Genomic DNA, 14,248 nt, shown 5'->3' with positions numbered 1-14,248 from the left:
CGTACGGGCAGAACTGCTACATCACGCCTTGGGCTCGAGTTTGGAGACCCAGTACTTGTTGTAAACATGCACGGTGATCTCTTCTCGATCGTGATAGAGCTGCTTGGCCTGGATCACGAACGCGTTGTCGATCTCCTTGAGCATCTCGCGCAGCACCTCGATATTGTGCACCGACTCGGCATAACGCTTCTTCATCGGCAGCTTGAGGTTGAACATCGCCTCCTGGCAGTCACCCTCACGGAACCAGTCCGCAATCATGTGAACGACCCGCGCCGGTTTATCGACCATGTCGCACACCAGCCAGTAGGTGTTCTTCTTGCTCGGACGCCAGACGAAACCATCATCCCGGATATGCTTGACCTGACCGGTATCCATCAGGGATTGGGCCATCATGCCGTTGTCGACCGCCGTCACCATCATGCCACGGCGCACCAACTGATAGGTCCAGCCACCCGGGCAGGCGCCCAGATCCACCGCCTTCATGCCGGAGCGCAGCCGCACGTCCCACTCTTCCCGCGGTACGAACACGTAGAAGGCCTCTTCCAGCTTGAGGCTGGATCGGCTTGGCGCATCGGCCGGGAAGCGCAGGCGCGGGATCCCCATGTGGAATGCGGAGTTGTTGAAGGAGTAGGAATAGCCCAGCATCACGTGATCGTTGGCCAGGAAGAAGGCGTGGAACACGGGGCGGTTCGGCGTCTCCTTCTTGGTCAGGATCTCGTTGCTGCGCAGCGCCTGGCGCAACGGCACGGTGAACTTGCGGCAGAAGGCCGACAACTCTTTCGCCTCGTTGGTATCGGCGGTTTCCACCCGCAGATCGCCGCAGATGGCGTAGTCGCGGGTCGCCTCGATGATCGGGGTGATCCGATCCGCCAGATCCAGCTCCTTGAGCTCGCAGGTCACCACCAGCATCTGGCGGATGAAGATGAGCTCCTTGAACGGCAGCTTGCGCGCCAGCAGGTCGGCCTCTTCCTCACCGTAGCATTCGAAGATGATGTAGCCGCTGTCGTCCTTGACCCGGGCAAAGCCATAACACTGCATGTTAGTGGCTCGTTCGGTGATCTCTGCCGCCGCCTCTTTCTCAAAACCGGGGCGGCAATACAGCAGCAGATTATTCATTTTTTCCTCCAAGACGACAGCCAGCCCAGATCAGGGCCGCCCATCCCAACATAAAACAGAGGCCACCGGCCGGGGTAATAAGCCCCAACCCCTTGCTGCCAAGCAGCACCATGGCATAAATACTGCCGGAGAATCCCATGATCCCCAGCACAAACGCGGTGCCAGCAAAGGTGATCACCTTGCTGCGCACGCCGCACCAACCCAGCACCAGCAGGGCCAATGCATGAAAAAACTGATATTGCACGGCGGTATTGAAAGCCGCCAGGCGCTCGGGCGTAATGCCGGTCGCCGCCAGGCCGTGGGCACCATAGGCGCCCAGCATGGTGGCCGTCAGGCCAAAGCAGCCGGCCAGCACCAGCCAGTGTCGGTGGATCTGCATTCCAACTCTCCTTGTGTTCCCGCTCGCCGTCCTCAACTCCGCACCGGGGGGTTGGTGACAAAGCGCCTTATCTCGTTCGCTGCCTGCTGCAGATTTTCCTGTTCACTCACGCCACTCGCCTTGCGCGGCTTGAAGCCATGATCACCATCGGTCAGCCAATGGACCGATACAGCGGATGAGAAGGGGAAATCGACCAGTTCGGCACGGTTGCCAAAGGTGTCACGCTCCCCCTGCAGCAGCAGGGTTGGCGTGGTGATCTGCTTGAGCACCTCGCCCCGCCAGCACTCGGGCTTGGCCGGGGGGTGGAAAGGATACCCGAGAATGAGCAATCCTGCAGCATTCATCTCGCCCGCAATCTCGGCCGCCATCCGCCCGCCCATGGATTTACCTGCCAGAAACAGTTTGGGGTGGACAAACTCCCGCACCATCTGGCGCCAGTGCTCGAGCAGCGCCGGCTGACGATCGGGCGGACGACGCTTGCCATCCTGGGCCCGCTTGATCATGTAGGGGAAGTTGAAACGCACCACCTCGATATCGGGCCCGGCCAGCAGACGGGAGAGTTCGGCAAGAAAGGCGTGTTCCATGCCGGCGCCGGCTCCGTGGGCCAGCAAAATGCGAACGGGGGCGTCACTCGCCCCCTCCCGGATCACCTCATGCATCGGCAAGCCTTGCCCGGCGACGGGCCTCTTCCTGTTCCACCAGCTCCAGCATCCAGTCGCGGAAGGCGACTATCTTGCCCTGATCGGACTGCTGCTCCTGGCACACCAGGTAGAAAGCATTCTTGCTCACCAGTACCTGCTCGAACGGGCAGATGAGGCGACCGGCCTCGATCTCGGGCTGGGCCAGCACGCTGTGGCCAAGGGCCACCCCCTGTCCATGAATGGCCGCCTGGATCACCATAGTGGAGTGGCTGAAGATGGGCCCCTGGTTGACGTTGGGCGCATCGATATCGAGCTGGCGGAACCAGGCCTTCCAGTCCCGTCGCGAGGTATCGTGCAACAGGGTATGCCGGGTCAGATCGTCCGGCGTGCGCAGCGGTTTGGGGCCGGTCAGCAGCAAGGGAGAGCAGACCGGGATCAGGTATTCGGTATGCAGCTTTTCACAGCGCAATCCGGGCCAGTTGCCACGGCCGTAGTAGATGGCTACGTCCACATCGTCGGTCAGCGCTCCCTCGTCCATGTCGACGGCCTTGATCCGCACGTCGATATCGGGGTGACGCTCGCTGAATTTGACCAGCCTGGGTACCAGCCACTGGATGGCAAAGCTCGGCTGCAGGCTGACGGTGAGCGCCCCTTTGGCACTGCGCGCCAGCAGCTTGTCGGTCGCTTCCGAAATGGAGGCAAAGATATCCTTGATATCGAGGAAATAGCCCTGCCCCTCCTCGGTCAGCAACAAGGAGCGATTCTTGCGGCGGAACAGCTTGATGCCAAGATACTCCTCCAGCGCCTTGATCTGGTGACTGATGGCAGCCTGAGTCACAAACAACTCTTCTGCTGCGCGGGTAAAGCTTAAGTGACGGGCCGCTGCTTCAAACGCCTTGAGGGCATTGAGCGGGGGTAAACGACGAGACATGACACCAGCCGACGATGAGTTTTTCTAATGGGGCGCATTATAATTTGTCGGTTGCGGGTCGACCAGTGAATAAACATAATTCGCCCTGCAATCAGTTGTCATATGGCTCACATTTTCTGCGACATATTGGTTTAATGTGTTTTCCGTGAGCCTTCCGACTGTGATTGTGGTGTTGTGTTTCTTCCTCTGCGGGAAGAGGGGCTAAATCGACGCGATTTAACCCAGTCTGTCATCTGAATGTGTTTGGCGCCTCTTATTGGATGGCGCCTTTTTTCTATACCTTGAACTGCCCCACCAGTTGCTGCTGCTTGTCCGCCAGTGCCGACAGCTCACGACCATTTTCGGCGGAAGTGGCCGCCTCACCCCGAATGGTGTGGCTCACATCGCGAATATTGCTGACATTGCGATTGATCTCCTCCGCGACCCGGGTCTGCTCCTGGGCGGCCCTGGCGATCTGTTCATTCATCTGATGGATGGTGGAAACGGACTGGATGATCTGCTCCAGCACCCGTACCGACAGGTCGACCTTGGCGAGCGTCTGATCTGCCTGACCATGGCCCTCGCGGATCGCATTGACCACGGCACCCGTGCCAGATTGCAGCTCGCTGATCAGGGTCTGGATCTCGACGATGGCGTTCTGGGTGCGGCCCGCCAGATTGCGTACCTCATCGGCCACCACGGCAAAACCCCGCCCCTGTTCACCTGCCCGGGCCGCCTCGATGGCGGCGTTCAGGGCCAGCAGATTGGTCTGCTCCGCGATCCCCTGGATGACGATGAGGATGTCATTGATGTTCTCGCTGTTGGCCGAGAGCCGCTCCACCACCGGCTGGGCCTCATTGATGGTCGTCATCAACCGCCCCATGGCGGTCTGGGTATCGGCCACCACATATTTGCCCTCCTGGGCCGCCGTGTCTGTCTCGTTGGCCGCCGTCACCGCGGCGCTGGCATTGCCGGACACCTGCAGCGCCGTCGCACTGAGCTCTTCGAATGCCGTGGCCACCAGATCAATTTCCTGATACTGGGCCTGCATGCCGTTGCTGGTACGCTCGGCCACCTGGGCGGCCCGCTCCGCGCTGGTTCGCGTCCCTTCCACGGTAGCGATGACCTGGCTGATGGTGGATTGCAATTTGTTGAGGAAGCTGTTGAACCACTTGGCCAGCTCGCCGATCTCATCCTCGCGCTGGATCTCGATGCGCTGGGTCAGATCCCCCTCACCGCTGGCAATGTCCTTGAGGCGAGCCACCACGGCACGGATGGGAGCCACTATCTGGCGCGCCATCAGCCAGATACCGCACAGGGCGATGAGGGAGATAAGCACGCCAATCACCACCTGGGTGGCTACACTGCGTCTGCCCTCCTCGGCCAGATTGCCATGCAGCCGCTTGGCCGACGCCAGCACCACATCCCTGGGGAGTTCGATATAGATACCCCACTGTTGCGGGGTACCGCGCATGGTGACTGGCACGAAGGTCTGCAACAAGGCACCGTCATCACTCCAGCGGCTCAGCACTTGCCCCTGATCGAGCCACCCTTTCAAATCGGCGGCCAGCTCGGAATATTGCTGACCCAGCGTCTGCCCCATGGACACGTCAAACTCGTTGGCCCCGGCGACCCGCCCCTCGTGGCTGACCAGCAGGATCTTGCCTTTTCCACTGTAGAGTTGCTGATCCATGCTGTTCACCAGCTGTTGCAAACTGGTCAGGGGGACATCGACTCCCACCATGCCGAGCAAGGCCCCCTCTTCCTGCAAGGGATAGGTGACCGAGGTCATCAGGATCTGTTGGCCCCCCACCTCATCCAGATAGGGTTCGAGCAGACAGAGCGCCCGGGTGCGGATGCTGCAGCGATACCACTCATTTTCCACCCCTCCGGTCTCGGTGGGACTCTCGTCGGCCAGCACCTCCTCATCCATGACCTCGGAGACTATCTTTCCGTGATCATTGGCCCAGTAGCTGGCAAAGCGCCCCTTGTCATTGGCTCCCAGAGCGCTGGAGCCCTGATAGTTGCTGTCCTCCCCATCCAGCTGATCCGGCTCGAACACCGCATAGGCACCGAGCAGATTGGCGGAGGAGGCCACGGCATCCCTCAGTTGCTGATTAAGAGCCCCGCGCAGAGCTTCCGAATGGGTAAAGTTCTCGGCCGCATTCCTGCGCTGGAACAGGAGATCTTCGGCCAGCAAGGTGGCCCGGAAGTAGGCTTCGTCGAGGTAACTGGTCACCTTGGCTGCCTGTTCACCCCCTATCGCCGTCATCCAGTGCTCGGCCGACATCTGGGCCTCCTGCATGGTGGCCTGCAGCACCTGATCCTGCATCTTGTTGGCATTGTAGAGCGAGGAGATAACCAGGACGGCGGCCGTAACCAACAGACAACAACCTGAGATCAGGGTGATCCGACCCTGGACAGAGAGAGCGCGCATGCCAAGTTCCTACTTCACGTCATACCGAGATAAATAGAGTATCGACTTTATAAACAAAAACTTAACTTTTTCAGAGCAAATCCAGCGACAGTTGGTTCACTTCCCCCTCTTTCGGCAGGCCGACCACCAGCCCCAGCAGACGCACCGGCCGCCCTTGAGCCCGTTGTAATCCCTCCTTCAGCAAGACGGCAAAGAGTCCGCGCTGGTAACCCCCCTGGCTGCGGTAGACAGTCGTCTGGTGAAAATCGGAGAACTTGAGCTTGATCCCCTGCCCCATCAACTGATCTGCCGGGCAGACGGCCTCAAAACGTCGCTCCAGTTCGGGGAGCAGGGAGTCCAGTACTGCAAGGCAGCCCTGCTCGTCACACAGATCGCTCGCAAGCGTGGTCTCCACCCCTATGGTCTTGCGTATGCGTTGTGCCTGAACCGGCTGATCATCCCGCCCCCAGATCCGACCCGCCAGCATCTCGCCCAATTTGCCAAACCGCTCGCACAGCTCCTGTGCGCTCAAGGCTCTGGCATCTTCACAACTGTAGAGCCCCTGCGCTTCGAGCCGCTCCGCAGTCTTGCGCCCCACCCCAGGCAGTTTGCCAAGGGGCAGCTGGCGGACAAACTCGGCCACCTCGTCGGGGCGGATGACAAACAGGCCGTCGGGCTTGCGTTGCTCCGAGGCAAGTTTGGCCAGGAATTTGTTTGGGGCCACGCCGGCCGAGGCGGTCAACCCCAGTTCGGTGGCGATGGCATGACGGATCTCCCGGGCCATCAGGGTCGCACTGCCGCCACAGCAGGCACTGTGAGTCACATCGAGGTAGGCCTCGTCCAGTGACAAGGGTTCAACCTGATCGGTATAGCGCAGGAAGATGGCCCTCAGCTGGCGGGAAATATCCTTGTAGAGCGCCATTCGCCCCGGCAGCAGCACCAGAGGAGGACAGAGCTTTTTCGCCAGCGCCGTCGGCATGGCGGAGCGCACGCCGAAACGGCGGGCCACATAGTTGCAGGTGGAGATGACGCCACGGCGATCGGATGCGCCGCCGACCGCCAACGGCACATCACGCAGCGCCGGGTTGTCCCGCATCTCCACCGCCGCATAAAAGCAGTCCATGTCGATATGGATGATCTTGCGCATACCACTGTATAAATAACCAGACATGCAGCTATCTTACCCCAGGGTGAAACAGCGCACTATCCCCGTCATCGGCACAAGATGATAGACTCCAAAGAGACCTTTCATGCACAACAAGGAACGTTCGGGATGAAATATCTATGGCTGGGACTCTGCCTGCTGCCGCTGGCCGTGAGCGCCAAGAACAACCCCACGGCGGAGTGCCGCTGGCTTTATGACAGGATGGCGCATCTCAAACAGGCCATCGAGAAGGGGGATACCCTGGGCACACGGGAGGAACTGGCGCGCTGGCAGGGTGAATTCAACAAGAAACAGTGCGGTCGCTACGACTATTGACCCAAGCTATTCCTATTGCACTCAGATAAAAAAACGGGCTCCCGCCGTGATGGCGGGAGCCCGTTTCGCAGGAGGGTGTCATGCCCGGCCTTATGGCAATACCATGGGGGCCGCGACGCGCTCGGCCAGGGCATCATCGCGCAGCACCCGCACCAACTCGAGGGCAAATTCGATGGCGCTACCAGGCCCCTGGCTGGTAATGAGGCGGTGAGCCTCATCCCTGACCACCCTGTCCGTTGCCAACTGTGCAGCCGGCAGCTGCGACTGGAAGCCGGGATGACAGGTGACCCAGGCCTCCCCCAGCAAGCCGTGATGCTGCAGCACCACCACGGGAGCCGCGCAGATGGCGGCTCGCCAACGGCCGAGAGCGGCCTGCGCTTTCAGCAGCTCGATGGCAAGCGGCGCATCGCGGATCACCTCGCTGCCGGGCAGGCCACCGGGTACCACGATCGCCTCGAAGTCGCGGATTGTCAACTCGTCGAGATGGCAATCCGCCACCAGTTGCACTCCGCGAGAGGCCCTGATCTGGCGCTCACCAGCCGGACAACAGGAGGCGAGCACCACTTCTATACCGGCCCGCACCAAAGTATCGACGATGGCCACGGTTTCAATCTCTTCCGACCCCGGGGCCACCAACACCAGTACGCTCATCCTCGCCTCCTTGCCTTTAGGCTCACGCCACCTGGCTCTTCTCTTTAATCGCCTGATAGAGCCCCTGATTGACCGGAACGGCAATGCCATGCTTTGCCGCGCTGGCCAGCAGGAACCCCGTGATGGCGTCGATCTCGGTCTCCCGCTTCTGCTCCATGTCTTGATGCATGGAAGAGTAATTATCGGCGGTCAACTCCACCACAGTCATCACCCGGCGCAACAGCTCTTCGGCCGTGGTCGGCATGCCTTCGGCGCACATAACATCGGCTACCTCGACACAAACCTGCTGCAGAGTATCGGCAAAACGAGGTCCCGCCAGTTCGCCATTTTTCAACTTGTGCAGCGCGGTCAGGGGATTGATGGCACAGTTGATGGCCAGCTTCTGCCACTGACGGGCCCGGATCTGCTCGTCCCAGCCCGCCTGGCCGAGGGCCAGCGCCAGCTCATCGGCCAGCGCGACATGGGCTCTGGCGGCCTCGTTAATCGGGCCAAGCCAGGTCTCGCCCTTGCCGGTGTGGCGAAACACGAAGTGACCGCTCTTCATGGCGCCATGGCTGGTAACTCCGGCGATCACCGGATTGTGGGGAAACAGGGCGACGACCTGCTCGGCAATGCCCATGCCATTGTGCAGCAGCACGATGGGCACGCCGGCCGCCAGCTTGCCGATCAACGGTGTCAGTGCCGTAATCACCTGATTGGCTTTGGTCATCACCAACAGGCGCTGGATCTGTCCCGGTTTGCCGACAAATCCGCGTTCGATGGCGAGCAGCTGGGTGTGACCCTCCAGAGAGGTGAAGTCAATGCCCGGGTGCAGGGTAGATTGATGGTGATCCCGCAGCAAGACGCGGGTCGGCTGACCACTTTGGGTGAGCAAGGATGCAAAAACGCCGCCGAGGGCGCCACAGCCCAGCAGGGTCCATTGAGGTGTCGAAGGCTGTCGAGAATTCAGTAATCCGCTTGGCATGATGTGACTCAATCGAGGTAAGGGCTGCAATCCTCTCAACCTGTTACCTGGGATAAGTGAAGATGTCGCTGGCGGACACTAACGGGTCCGACCACTCCTGTGCGCAGGGGATTCTAGCAGAGCGGTCCCATCAAAATCAGCAAATTTGCCCGTTTTCTGGTAGATTTGCCCCCCGATAACGCAACATGAGGAGCCCGGTTATGCCGTCATTCGATATTGTCTCTGAAGTCAAAATGAACGAGGTGTTGAACGCCGTCGACAACGCCAATCGTGAACTGGCCACCCGTTTCGATTTTCGTGGGGTAGAGGCCAGCTTCGAGTTGAACAAGGAAGAGGTGAAACTGGAAGCGGATGCCGATTTCCAGCTCAAGCAGATGGTTGAAATACTGCGCAATGCCCTGCTCAAACGCAATATCGAAACCAGCTCCATGGAAGTGGGTGATTCGGTGCATTCTGGCAAGCGTTTCCACCTGAACGTCAAGTTCAAGCAGGGTATCGATAAGGAAGTGGCCAAGAAGCTGGTCAAGCTGATCAAGGATTCCAAGATCAAGGTTCAAGCCGCCATTCAGGGCGACGAAGTGCGCGTCACCGGCAAGAAGCGTGACGATCTGCAGGAAGTGATGGCCATGGTGCGTGGCGCCGAACTGGGCCAACCGATGCAGTTCCAGAATTTCCGCGACTGATTGGCCCGGGCGCTTTCTCTCTTCGCGCCCATCCAATCGGGCAGAAATAAAAAAACCGGAGCCAAGGCTCCGGTTTTTTGTACCCCAAGTTCGATTAGAACTTGTAGGTAACAGAGAAGTAGTGGCTGAAGCCAGAGCTCTTCCAGGGAGAACCGTTGTAAGAGGTGGAGCCATCTTTGGTGCCGTAGGCATCCATGAAGTATTTCAGGCCATAACCAACGGCATAACGATCGGAGTGCCAGTAGATACCGTGGAAGGTAGCCAGGTTGTCGCTGGTACGATCGGCGCGGTTATGGGTATCCAGATCGAAGGCGTAATCCAGGTAGCCCTGATAGGAGACGAAGCTGCCGTTGCTGAAGGTGTAGAAAGGCTTGAACCAGTTCATGGAGAACTGATAACCGTTCCAGCTGTTCTCTTCTTCTCTGAAGAATTCGTTCTCGTTGGAGTAGCGAGCGTACAGGTTCATACCAACCTTGCCGAACCAGGGAACCATGACGTCTGCACCCAGACCGATCTGGTTTTCCATCTGGCCATCAGCCATGTTGTTCAGGTTGGCGATATACAGCTCTTGTACCGGGCCGAAGGAGAGATCCATGCCAGTCAGGGCATCCAGAGACATGCGCGGAGCAAACTTCATGAACAGGTTCTGGCCGCCGTGCTTGTCGCTGTGTTTGGTGTCGAAAATATCGAAGATATCGACATAGCCATACAGGTCAAAAATACCGGAACGACCGCCGAACTCCATTTCCAGATAGGTATCGTTGTAATCGTCATCAGCGGCAGTGAACGGGCGCTGATCGATGGTATGCATTACGTTGAACTGCATCCACTTGTAATCGTTCTTGTGGATGTCACCGCTGTAGTCAGCAGCGAACGCCGGAGTGGCAGCAGCAGCCAGCAGGCCGGCAGCGATCAGAGTCTTGGTAAATTTGGCCATTTTATTGGTCTCTTGTGTGTTAGTTGAGGTTTTCCGTAGCCTGCCCACAAGGAGCGAATGGGATTCTAATCAAATAAAATAGGGGGAGAAACAACTTCTGGGGAACTTTCTTTGGAAGTGTGAATCTAATCACCCCCGCTTTAACGCAAACGCTTGCTATTTGTTCGGTATTGAGAACAACGACTCCCCTTTTCTCGCTACCAGCACGATCAACAGCAGCACAGGCAGCCCCAATAAACCAGTTCCCACGAAGAAGACACTGTAGCCGACCTGCTCCACTATCTGGCCGGAAAACCCCGCCAGCAGCTTGGGCAGCAGCAACATCACAGAGCTGAACAACGCATATTGCGTCGCCGAAAAGGCGACATTGGTCAGGCTGGAGAGATAGGTCACAAAGGCGGCGGTAGCGATCCCGGCGCTGAGGTTGTCCAGCGAGATGATCAGGGTCAGCAGCTCCAGGTTGTGGCCCACCTGGTTGAGCAGGGCAAACAGCAGGTTGGTACTGGCAGTCAGCAGCGCCCCCAGGAACAAAATGCGCAGGGTACCAAAGCGCATCACCAGCACGCCCCCGAGCGCCGCACCCACCAACGTCATGATGACGCCGAACACCTTGGTGATGGTGGCGACTTCGGTCTTGCTGAACTGCATATCCACATAGAAGCTGTTGGACATCACCCCCATCACCACATCCGCCACCCGATAGCAGGCAATGAGCGCCAGGATCAGCAGCGCCGAGCGACCGTAACGGTGGAAGAAGTCGGCAAAGGGGCACCAGATGGCCTCATAGGCCCAGGCCCCCGCACTCGCCAGCGGCAATGGCCACCCCTTTGCCAGCAGGCAGGCCTTGCGCTCGGCTTGCTGCTGATCCTGGGTAGCCTGGTCGATCTGCGGTTCATGGCAGAAGAGGGTGGTGATGATGCCAAGAGACATCATGCCCGCCATCAGGAGATAGGTTATCTGCCAGCCGCGATAGTCATAGCCCACGTTGCTGCCAAACCAGGCTGCCAGGGCCAGCGCTCCTGCCCCCGCCATGATCATCGCCAATCGATAACCCGTCATGTAAGAAGCCGCCATGGCCGCCTGCAACCGCTCCGGCGCAGATTCGATGCGATAGGCATCGATGACGATATCCTGGGTCGCCGAGGCAAAGGCCACCAGCAGGGCAAACAGCGCCAGCTGCGCCAGTCCGGTCTTGGGATCGCAGAGCGCCATGCCAACCAGAGCCCCCGCGATCAGCAGCTGGGAGAAGAGCATCCAGCTGCGACGACGTCCAAGCAGCCTGGAGAGCAGCGGCAACGGCATGCGATCCACCAGGGGGGACCACAGCCACTTGAAGCCATAAGCCAGGGCAACCCAGCTCATATAACCGATGTCGGTCAGGCTGACATCCGCCTCGCGCAACCAGAACGACAGGGTGCCAAAGACCAGCAGCAAGGGCAGACCCGATGAAAAGCCCATGGCAAAGAGGATCAGCACTCTGGCTTCGAGATAGACGGCGAGTGAGTCTTTCCAGCTTGGTTTGCGGACCATGTGTAATTACCTGACGGATCTTGGAAAAGTGCGCCATTTTGGCAGGTTAGGTCCGGATAGCCAAGGCAGGGCCAAACGGCAGACAAACAAAAAGCCCACCCCGGAAGGGGTGAGCCTTGCATCCTGCAACAAGGATTATCGCAGGGCCATCAAGGGTAGATAAGGGTTACTTGCCCGCCTTCTTGTCGGCTCCGCTCTCGGCCAGCAACACCACTTTCTTCAGGATGATGGGGCTGGTCGGCACGTCGTTGGCACGCAGGATAGAGCTGTAGCCAGTCTGCACCTGTGCCAGTTTGTCCAGCACCTCCATTCCCTGTACCACCAGGCCAAAGACGGTGTAGCCGGCACCGGCATTGGCGTTGAGGTTGTTGTTGTCCACCAGGTTGAAGTAGAACTGGCGGGTCGCGCTGTCGACCGCCTGGGTGCGGGCCATGGCGATGGAACCGCGCTTGTTGGGCAGACCGCCACGGGATTCGTTGACCACGGGCTCATAGGTCGGCAGCTGCTGGAACTGCTGGTTATAGCCGCCCCCCTGAACCACGAAGTTCTGGATCACCCGGTGAAACAGGCTGCCATCGTAACTGCCGTCCGCCACGTAGCGCAGAAAGTTCTTCACCGTCTGGGGCGCCTGCTTGGGCGCCAGCTCCACCACGATATTGCCGTGGTTGGTCTCCATTCTCACCTGCGGGCCGGCAAATGCCAGCGGAGTGACCAGCATGACCAGCAACCAGAGTTTTTTCATGATCAGACTCCTGCGCCGCTCGGTTGACCCTTCAGATAGCCACGCAGGGCCTCATCCGCCATGATCTGCTGCAATACATTGCCCAGTTGCAGGTTCAGAGTGGATTCCAGATCCGCCATGCTCGGCTCGCCCGGTCCCTCCTTGCTGGAGGACATGTTGAACTGTTTGGTCAGACGGTTGCCCTGAAAATCGGCGATCACCTGCAGGCTGACCCGGGATTTGGTGACATAAGTGAAGGTCTTCTCTTCCACATTGACCGCCGCAGTCGAGATAACCAGGGTCAGGTTGGTGGTGCCGCTGTTGCCCACTTCGAGCCCCTGGCTGCGCAGCCCCTCGGCCAGCTTCTCTGCGACCAGCAGATTGAGCGGACGCTCGCTGTTGACCAGCACGGTGGCCTTCTCTTTCTTCTTGATGGAGAAGACATAGGCAGCCTCACGCTTGTCTACCCCTTCCATGGTGATCCGGTTGCCAGAGTAATATTGCTGGTTGGCCGGCACGATCTGCGGATTGAGCAGCGCCGTCTCGGGCCAATGGGTTGCGCACCCGCCGAGCATCAGGGCGGCCAGCAGCAAGAGTGACTTTTTCATCATGAACTTCCTTTGACGTTAGCGTTTGATGGCTTTCAAAATAACGAATTTGCTGTTTGACGCAACGACTTGTGCGTTGGCAAACAAGCGCTTGAGTTTATTGTGATAATCCAGATGACGGTTGCCTACTATCCAGAGTTCCCCCCCTTTGGGCAACACCCGGTGGGCATCGCGGAACATCTGCCAGGCGATATGATCGGTGATCGCCTGCTGCTGATGGAAGGGCGGGTTGCAGAGGATCCGATCCGCCGTCCCCGTCTCGACGCCATCCAGACAGTTGTTGACCATGAAGCTGGCCCGCGGCAGCGCCTCCGCCAGGTTGTGTTCGACGTTGAGCCGTGCCGACGCCACCGCCATGTAGGACTCGTCGACGAAGGTCACCTCCACCTCGCTGTCCCGTGCCAGCAGCGAGAGTCCCAGCACACCGTTGCCACAGCCCAGATCGATCACCTTGCGCGCGCTATGTATCGGTAGATTGTCCAGCATAAAGCGGGCGCCAATATCCAGACTGGTGCGCGAAAAGACGTTGGCGTGGTTGTGGATGAGCATGTCGGTGCCCTCAAGCGGCCAGACGGTGGGGAACGGATTGGCCAGCGCTGGACGTTCTTCCTGCGGTTCGCAGTGGATAAGGCGCGCCTTCTTCCAGGCGAGCGACGTCCGGGTTGCCCCCAGGTATTTCTCGAACAATTTGAGGGTGGAGGTGTGGATATCCTTGGCCTTGCCGGCGGCGATGATGCGGGTGGCAGGCGTCACCACCTGACGCAGGGCCAGCAGTTGTTGCTCCAGCAGCGCCTGGTATTTGGAAACCTTGATCACCACCAGTGCCGGCGCTTCGGGCAGGGGCGCCAGCGCATCCTGCAGCCGGATACCGTCGGTATCCAGCCCGTTTTCGGTCAGGTTGGCCAGCGTGGCCCGCTCGCTGATATAGGAATCGGTGACGCTGACGGGAGAGTAACCGTGCAAAAATGCCGCCAGGGCGCCGAATCCATCGTTCATGATGATCACCTGGCCTGCCTGTTCGAGGGGGGACTCAGCCAGGGTGTTGATCAGATATTCGTCGGCCGCATCCCAGGCTTGCAGGGTTTCTTGGCTCAGGCGCGGGTAGCGATAGAGGGTCAGCTGGCAATGGGGAGTGACAAGAAGGGTTTCCATAGGATGAGTCCAACCTCGGCTTGATTCGGGTAACAGGCGCCAGGGGCGACGCAAAGTGGC

General features: G+C 59.2%; 15 protein-coding genes. 2 read left to right on the top strand and 13 right to left on the bottom strand.

What is annotated here, in order from left to right; translation table 11 throughout:
* Positions 1-21: 21 nt before the first annotated feature.
* The 6 genes from rlmM to dinB all read right to left on the bottom strand — a co-directional run bounded on the left by rlmM (position 22) and on the right by dinB (position 6,609).
* Positions 22-1,116 carry a 23S rRNA (cytidine(2498)-2'-O)-methyltransferase RlmM gene (gene rlmM / locus I6L37_RS09680; RefSeq protein WP_216993897.1) on the bottom strand — a complete coding sequence of 365 codons (1,095 nt, stop codon included), beginning with the start codon at positions 1,114-1,116 and terminating at the stop codon, positions 22-24.
* The gene (locus I6L37_RS09675; protein WP_216993896.1) at positions 1,109-1,495 is read right to left on the bottom strand and encodes a DUF423 domain-containing protein; all 387 of its coding nucleotides are present in this window, start codon (positions 1,493-1,495) and stop codon (positions 1,109-1,111) included. The genes rlmM and I6L37_RS09675 overlap by 8 nt, the downstream gene beginning before the upstream one ends.
* A 32-nt stretch (positions 1,496-1,527) precedes the next feature.
* The gene (locus tag I6L37_RS09670; RefSeq protein WP_216993895.1) at positions 1,528-2,154 is read right to left on the bottom strand and encodes an alpha/beta fold hydrolase; all 627 of its coding nucleotides are present in this window, start codon (positions 2,152-2,154) and stop codon (positions 1,528-1,530) included.
* Positions 2,147-3,067 carry a transcriptional regulator GcvA gene (locus I6L37_RS09665; protein WP_216993894.1) on the bottom strand — a complete coding sequence of 307 codons (921 nt, stop codon included), beginning with the start codon at positions 3,065-3,067 and terminating at the stop codon, positions 2,147-2,149. Before I6L37_RS09665 ends, I6L37_RS09670 begins: the two co-directional genes overlap by 8 nt.
* A gap of 274 nt (positions 3,068-3,341) precedes the next feature.
* Positions 3,342-5,483 carry a methyl-accepting chemotaxis protein gene (locus tag I6L37_RS09660; RefSeq protein ID WP_216993893.1) on the bottom strand — a complete coding sequence of 714 codons (2,142 nt, stop codon included), beginning with the start codon at positions 5,481-5,483 and terminating at the stop codon, positions 3,342-3,344.
* A 70-nt stretch (positions 5,484-5,553) separates the two neighbouring features.
* The gene (dinB, locus tag I6L37_RS09655) at positions 5,554-6,609 is read right to left on the bottom strand and encodes a DNA polymerase IV (RefSeq protein ID WP_216994145.1); all 1,056 of its coding nucleotides are present in this window, start codon (positions 6,607-6,609) and stop codon (positions 5,554-5,556) included.
* 126 nt (positions 6,610-6,735) lie between these two features.
* Here dinB and I6L37_RS09650 point away from each other — a divergent pair, with 126 nt between their 5' ends.
* Positions 6,736-6,942: a hypothetical protein gene (locus I6L37_RS09650; protein ID WP_026455998.1), complete on the top strand. Its 207-nt coding sequence runs from the start codon at positions 6,736-6,738 to the stop codon at positions 6,940-6,942.
* Positions 6,943-7,032: 90 nt separating this feature from the next.
* Here the strand turns inward: I6L37_RS09650 and I6L37_RS09645 are convergent, their stop codons facing one another.
* Positions 7,033-7,593, bottom strand: a complete 561-nt coding sequence (locus I6L37_RS09645; RefSeq protein ID WP_216993892.1) for a DJ-1 family glyoxalase III — start codon at positions 7,591-7,593, stop codon at positions 7,033-7,035.
* Between the two features lie 22 nt (positions 7,594-7,615).
* The gene (locus I6L37_RS09640; protein ID WP_216993891.1) at positions 7,616-8,557 is read right to left on the bottom strand and encodes a ketopantoate reductase family protein; all 942 of its coding nucleotides are present in this window, start codon (positions 8,555-8,557) and stop codon (positions 7,616-7,618) included.
* A gap of 200 nt (positions 8,558-8,757) precedes the next feature.
* Between I6L37_RS09640 and I6L37_RS09635 the strand changes: the two genes are divergently transcribed.
* On the top strand, positions 8,758-9,240 hold the full coding sequence (locus tag I6L37_RS09635; protein WP_026456001.1) for a YajQ family cyclic di-GMP-binding protein: 483 nt from the start codon (positions 8,758-8,760) through the stop codon (positions 9,238-9,240).
* A gap of 94 nt (positions 9,241-9,334) precedes the next feature.
* Here the strand turns inward: I6L37_RS09635 and I6L37_RS09630 are convergent, their stop codons facing one another.
* The 5 genes from I6L37_RS09630 to I6L37_RS09610 all read right to left on the bottom strand — a co-directional run bounded on the left by I6L37_RS09630 (position 9,335) and on the right by I6L37_RS09610 (position 14,188).
* On the bottom strand, positions 9,335-10,177 hold the full coding sequence (locus I6L37_RS09630) for an outer membrane protein OmpK (RefSeq protein WP_042073198.1): 843 nt from the start codon (positions 10,175-10,177) through the stop codon (positions 9,335-9,337).
* Positions 10,178-10,333: 156 nt separating this feature from the next.
* Positions 10,334-11,707 carry an MFS transporter gene (locus tag I6L37_RS09625; protein ID WP_216993890.1) on the bottom strand — a complete coding sequence of 458 codons (1,374 nt, stop codon included), beginning with the start codon at positions 11,705-11,707 and terminating at the stop codon, positions 10,334-10,336.
* A 166-nt stretch (positions 11,708-11,873) separates the two neighbouring features.
* Positions 11,874-12,449, bottom strand: a complete 576-nt coding sequence (locus tag I6L37_RS09620) for a peptidylprolyl isomerase (RefSeq protein ID WP_216993889.1) — start codon at positions 12,447-12,449, stop codon at positions 11,874-11,876.
* A gap of 2 nt (positions 12,450-12,451) precedes the next feature.
* Positions 12,452-13,036 carry a YajG family lipoprotein gene (locus I6L37_RS09615; protein ID WP_026456005.1) on the bottom strand — a complete coding sequence of 195 codons (585 nt, stop codon included), beginning with the start codon at positions 13,034-13,036 and terminating at the stop codon, positions 12,452-12,454.
* A gap of 18 nt (positions 13,037-13,054) precedes the next feature.
* Complete coding sequence (locus I6L37_RS09610; RefSeq protein WP_216993888.1) at positions 13,055-14,188, bottom strand: methyltransferase; 1,134 nt, start codon at positions 14,186-14,188, stop codon at positions 13,055-13,057.
* Between the last annotated feature and the right edge of the window lie 60 nt (positions 14,189-14,248).

Source organism: Aeromonas sp. FDAARGOS 1407, assembly GCF_019048725.1.
Lineage (GTDB): Bacteria > Pseudomonadota > Gammaproteobacteria > Enterobacterales > Aeromonadaceae > Aeromonas > Aeromonas enteropelogenes.
This window is presented reverse-complemented; position numbering and strand designations above follow the sequence as displayed.

What these genes read in the sequence shown, in the direction of transcription:
- dinB (WP_216994145.1), bottom strand. Translation starts at nt 6,609, where the DNA reads ATGCGCAAGATCATCCATATCGACATGGACTGCTTTTATGCGGCGGTG.
- I6L37_RS09615 (WP_026456005.1), bottom strand. Translation starts at nt 13,036, where the DNA reads ATGAAAAAGTCACTCTTGCTGCTGGCCGCCCTGATGCTCGGCGGGTGC.
- I6L37_RS09625 (WP_216993890.1), bottom strand. Translation starts at nt 11,707, where the DNA reads ATGGTCCGCAAACCAAGCTGGAAAGACTCACTCGCCGTCTATCTCGAA.
- rlmM (WP_216993897.1), bottom strand. Translation starts at nt 1,116, where the DNA reads ATGAATAATCTGCTGCTGTATTGCCGCCCCGGTTTTGAGAAAGAGGCG.
- I6L37_RS09640 (WP_216993891.1), bottom strand. Translation starts at nt 8,557, where the DNA reads ATGCCAAGCGGATTACTGAATTCTCGACAGCCTTCGACACCTCAATGG.
- I6L37_RS09620 (WP_216993889.1), bottom strand. Translation starts at nt 12,449, where the DNA reads ATGAAAAAACTCTGGTTGCTGGTCATGCTGGTCACTCCGCTGGCATTT.
- I6L37_RS09675 (WP_216993896.1), bottom strand. Translation starts at nt 1,495, where the DNA reads ATGCAGATCCACCGACACTGGCTGGTGCTGGCCGGCTGCTTTGGCCTG.
- I6L37_RS09650 (WP_026455998.1), top strand. Translation starts at nt 6,736, where the DNA reads ATGAAATATCTATGGCTGGGACTCTGCCTGCTGCCGCTGGCCGTGAGC.
- I6L37_RS09610 (WP_216993888.1), bottom strand. Translation starts at nt 14,188, where the DNA reads ATGGAAACCCTTCTTGTCACTCCCCATTGCCAGCTGACCCTCTATCGC.
- I6L37_RS09665 (WP_216993894.1), bottom strand. Translation starts at nt 3,067, where the DNA reads ATGTCTCGTCGTTTACCCCCGCTCAATGCCCTCAAGGCGTTTGAAGCA.
- I6L37_RS09670 (WP_216993895.1), bottom strand. Translation starts at nt 2,154, where the DNA reads ATGCATGAGGTGATCCGGGAGGGGGCGAGTGACGCCCCCGTTCGCATT.
- I6L37_RS09630 (WP_042073198.1), bottom strand. Translation starts at nt 10,177, where the DNA reads ATGGCCAAATTTACCAAGACTCTGATCGCTGCCGGCCTGCTGGCTGCT.
- I6L37_RS09660 (WP_216993893.1), bottom strand. Translation starts at nt 5,483, where the DNA reads ATGCGCGCTCTCTCTGTCCAGGGTCGGATCACCCTGATCTCAGGTTGT.
- I6L37_RS09635 (WP_026456001.1), top strand. Translation starts at nt 8,758, where the DNA reads ATGCCGTCATTCGATATTGTCTCTGAAGTCAAAATGAACGAGGTGTTG.
- I6L37_RS09645 (WP_216993892.1), bottom strand. Translation starts at nt 7,593, where the DNA reads ATGAGCGTACTGGTGTTGGTGGCCCCGGGGTCGGAAGAGATTGAAACC.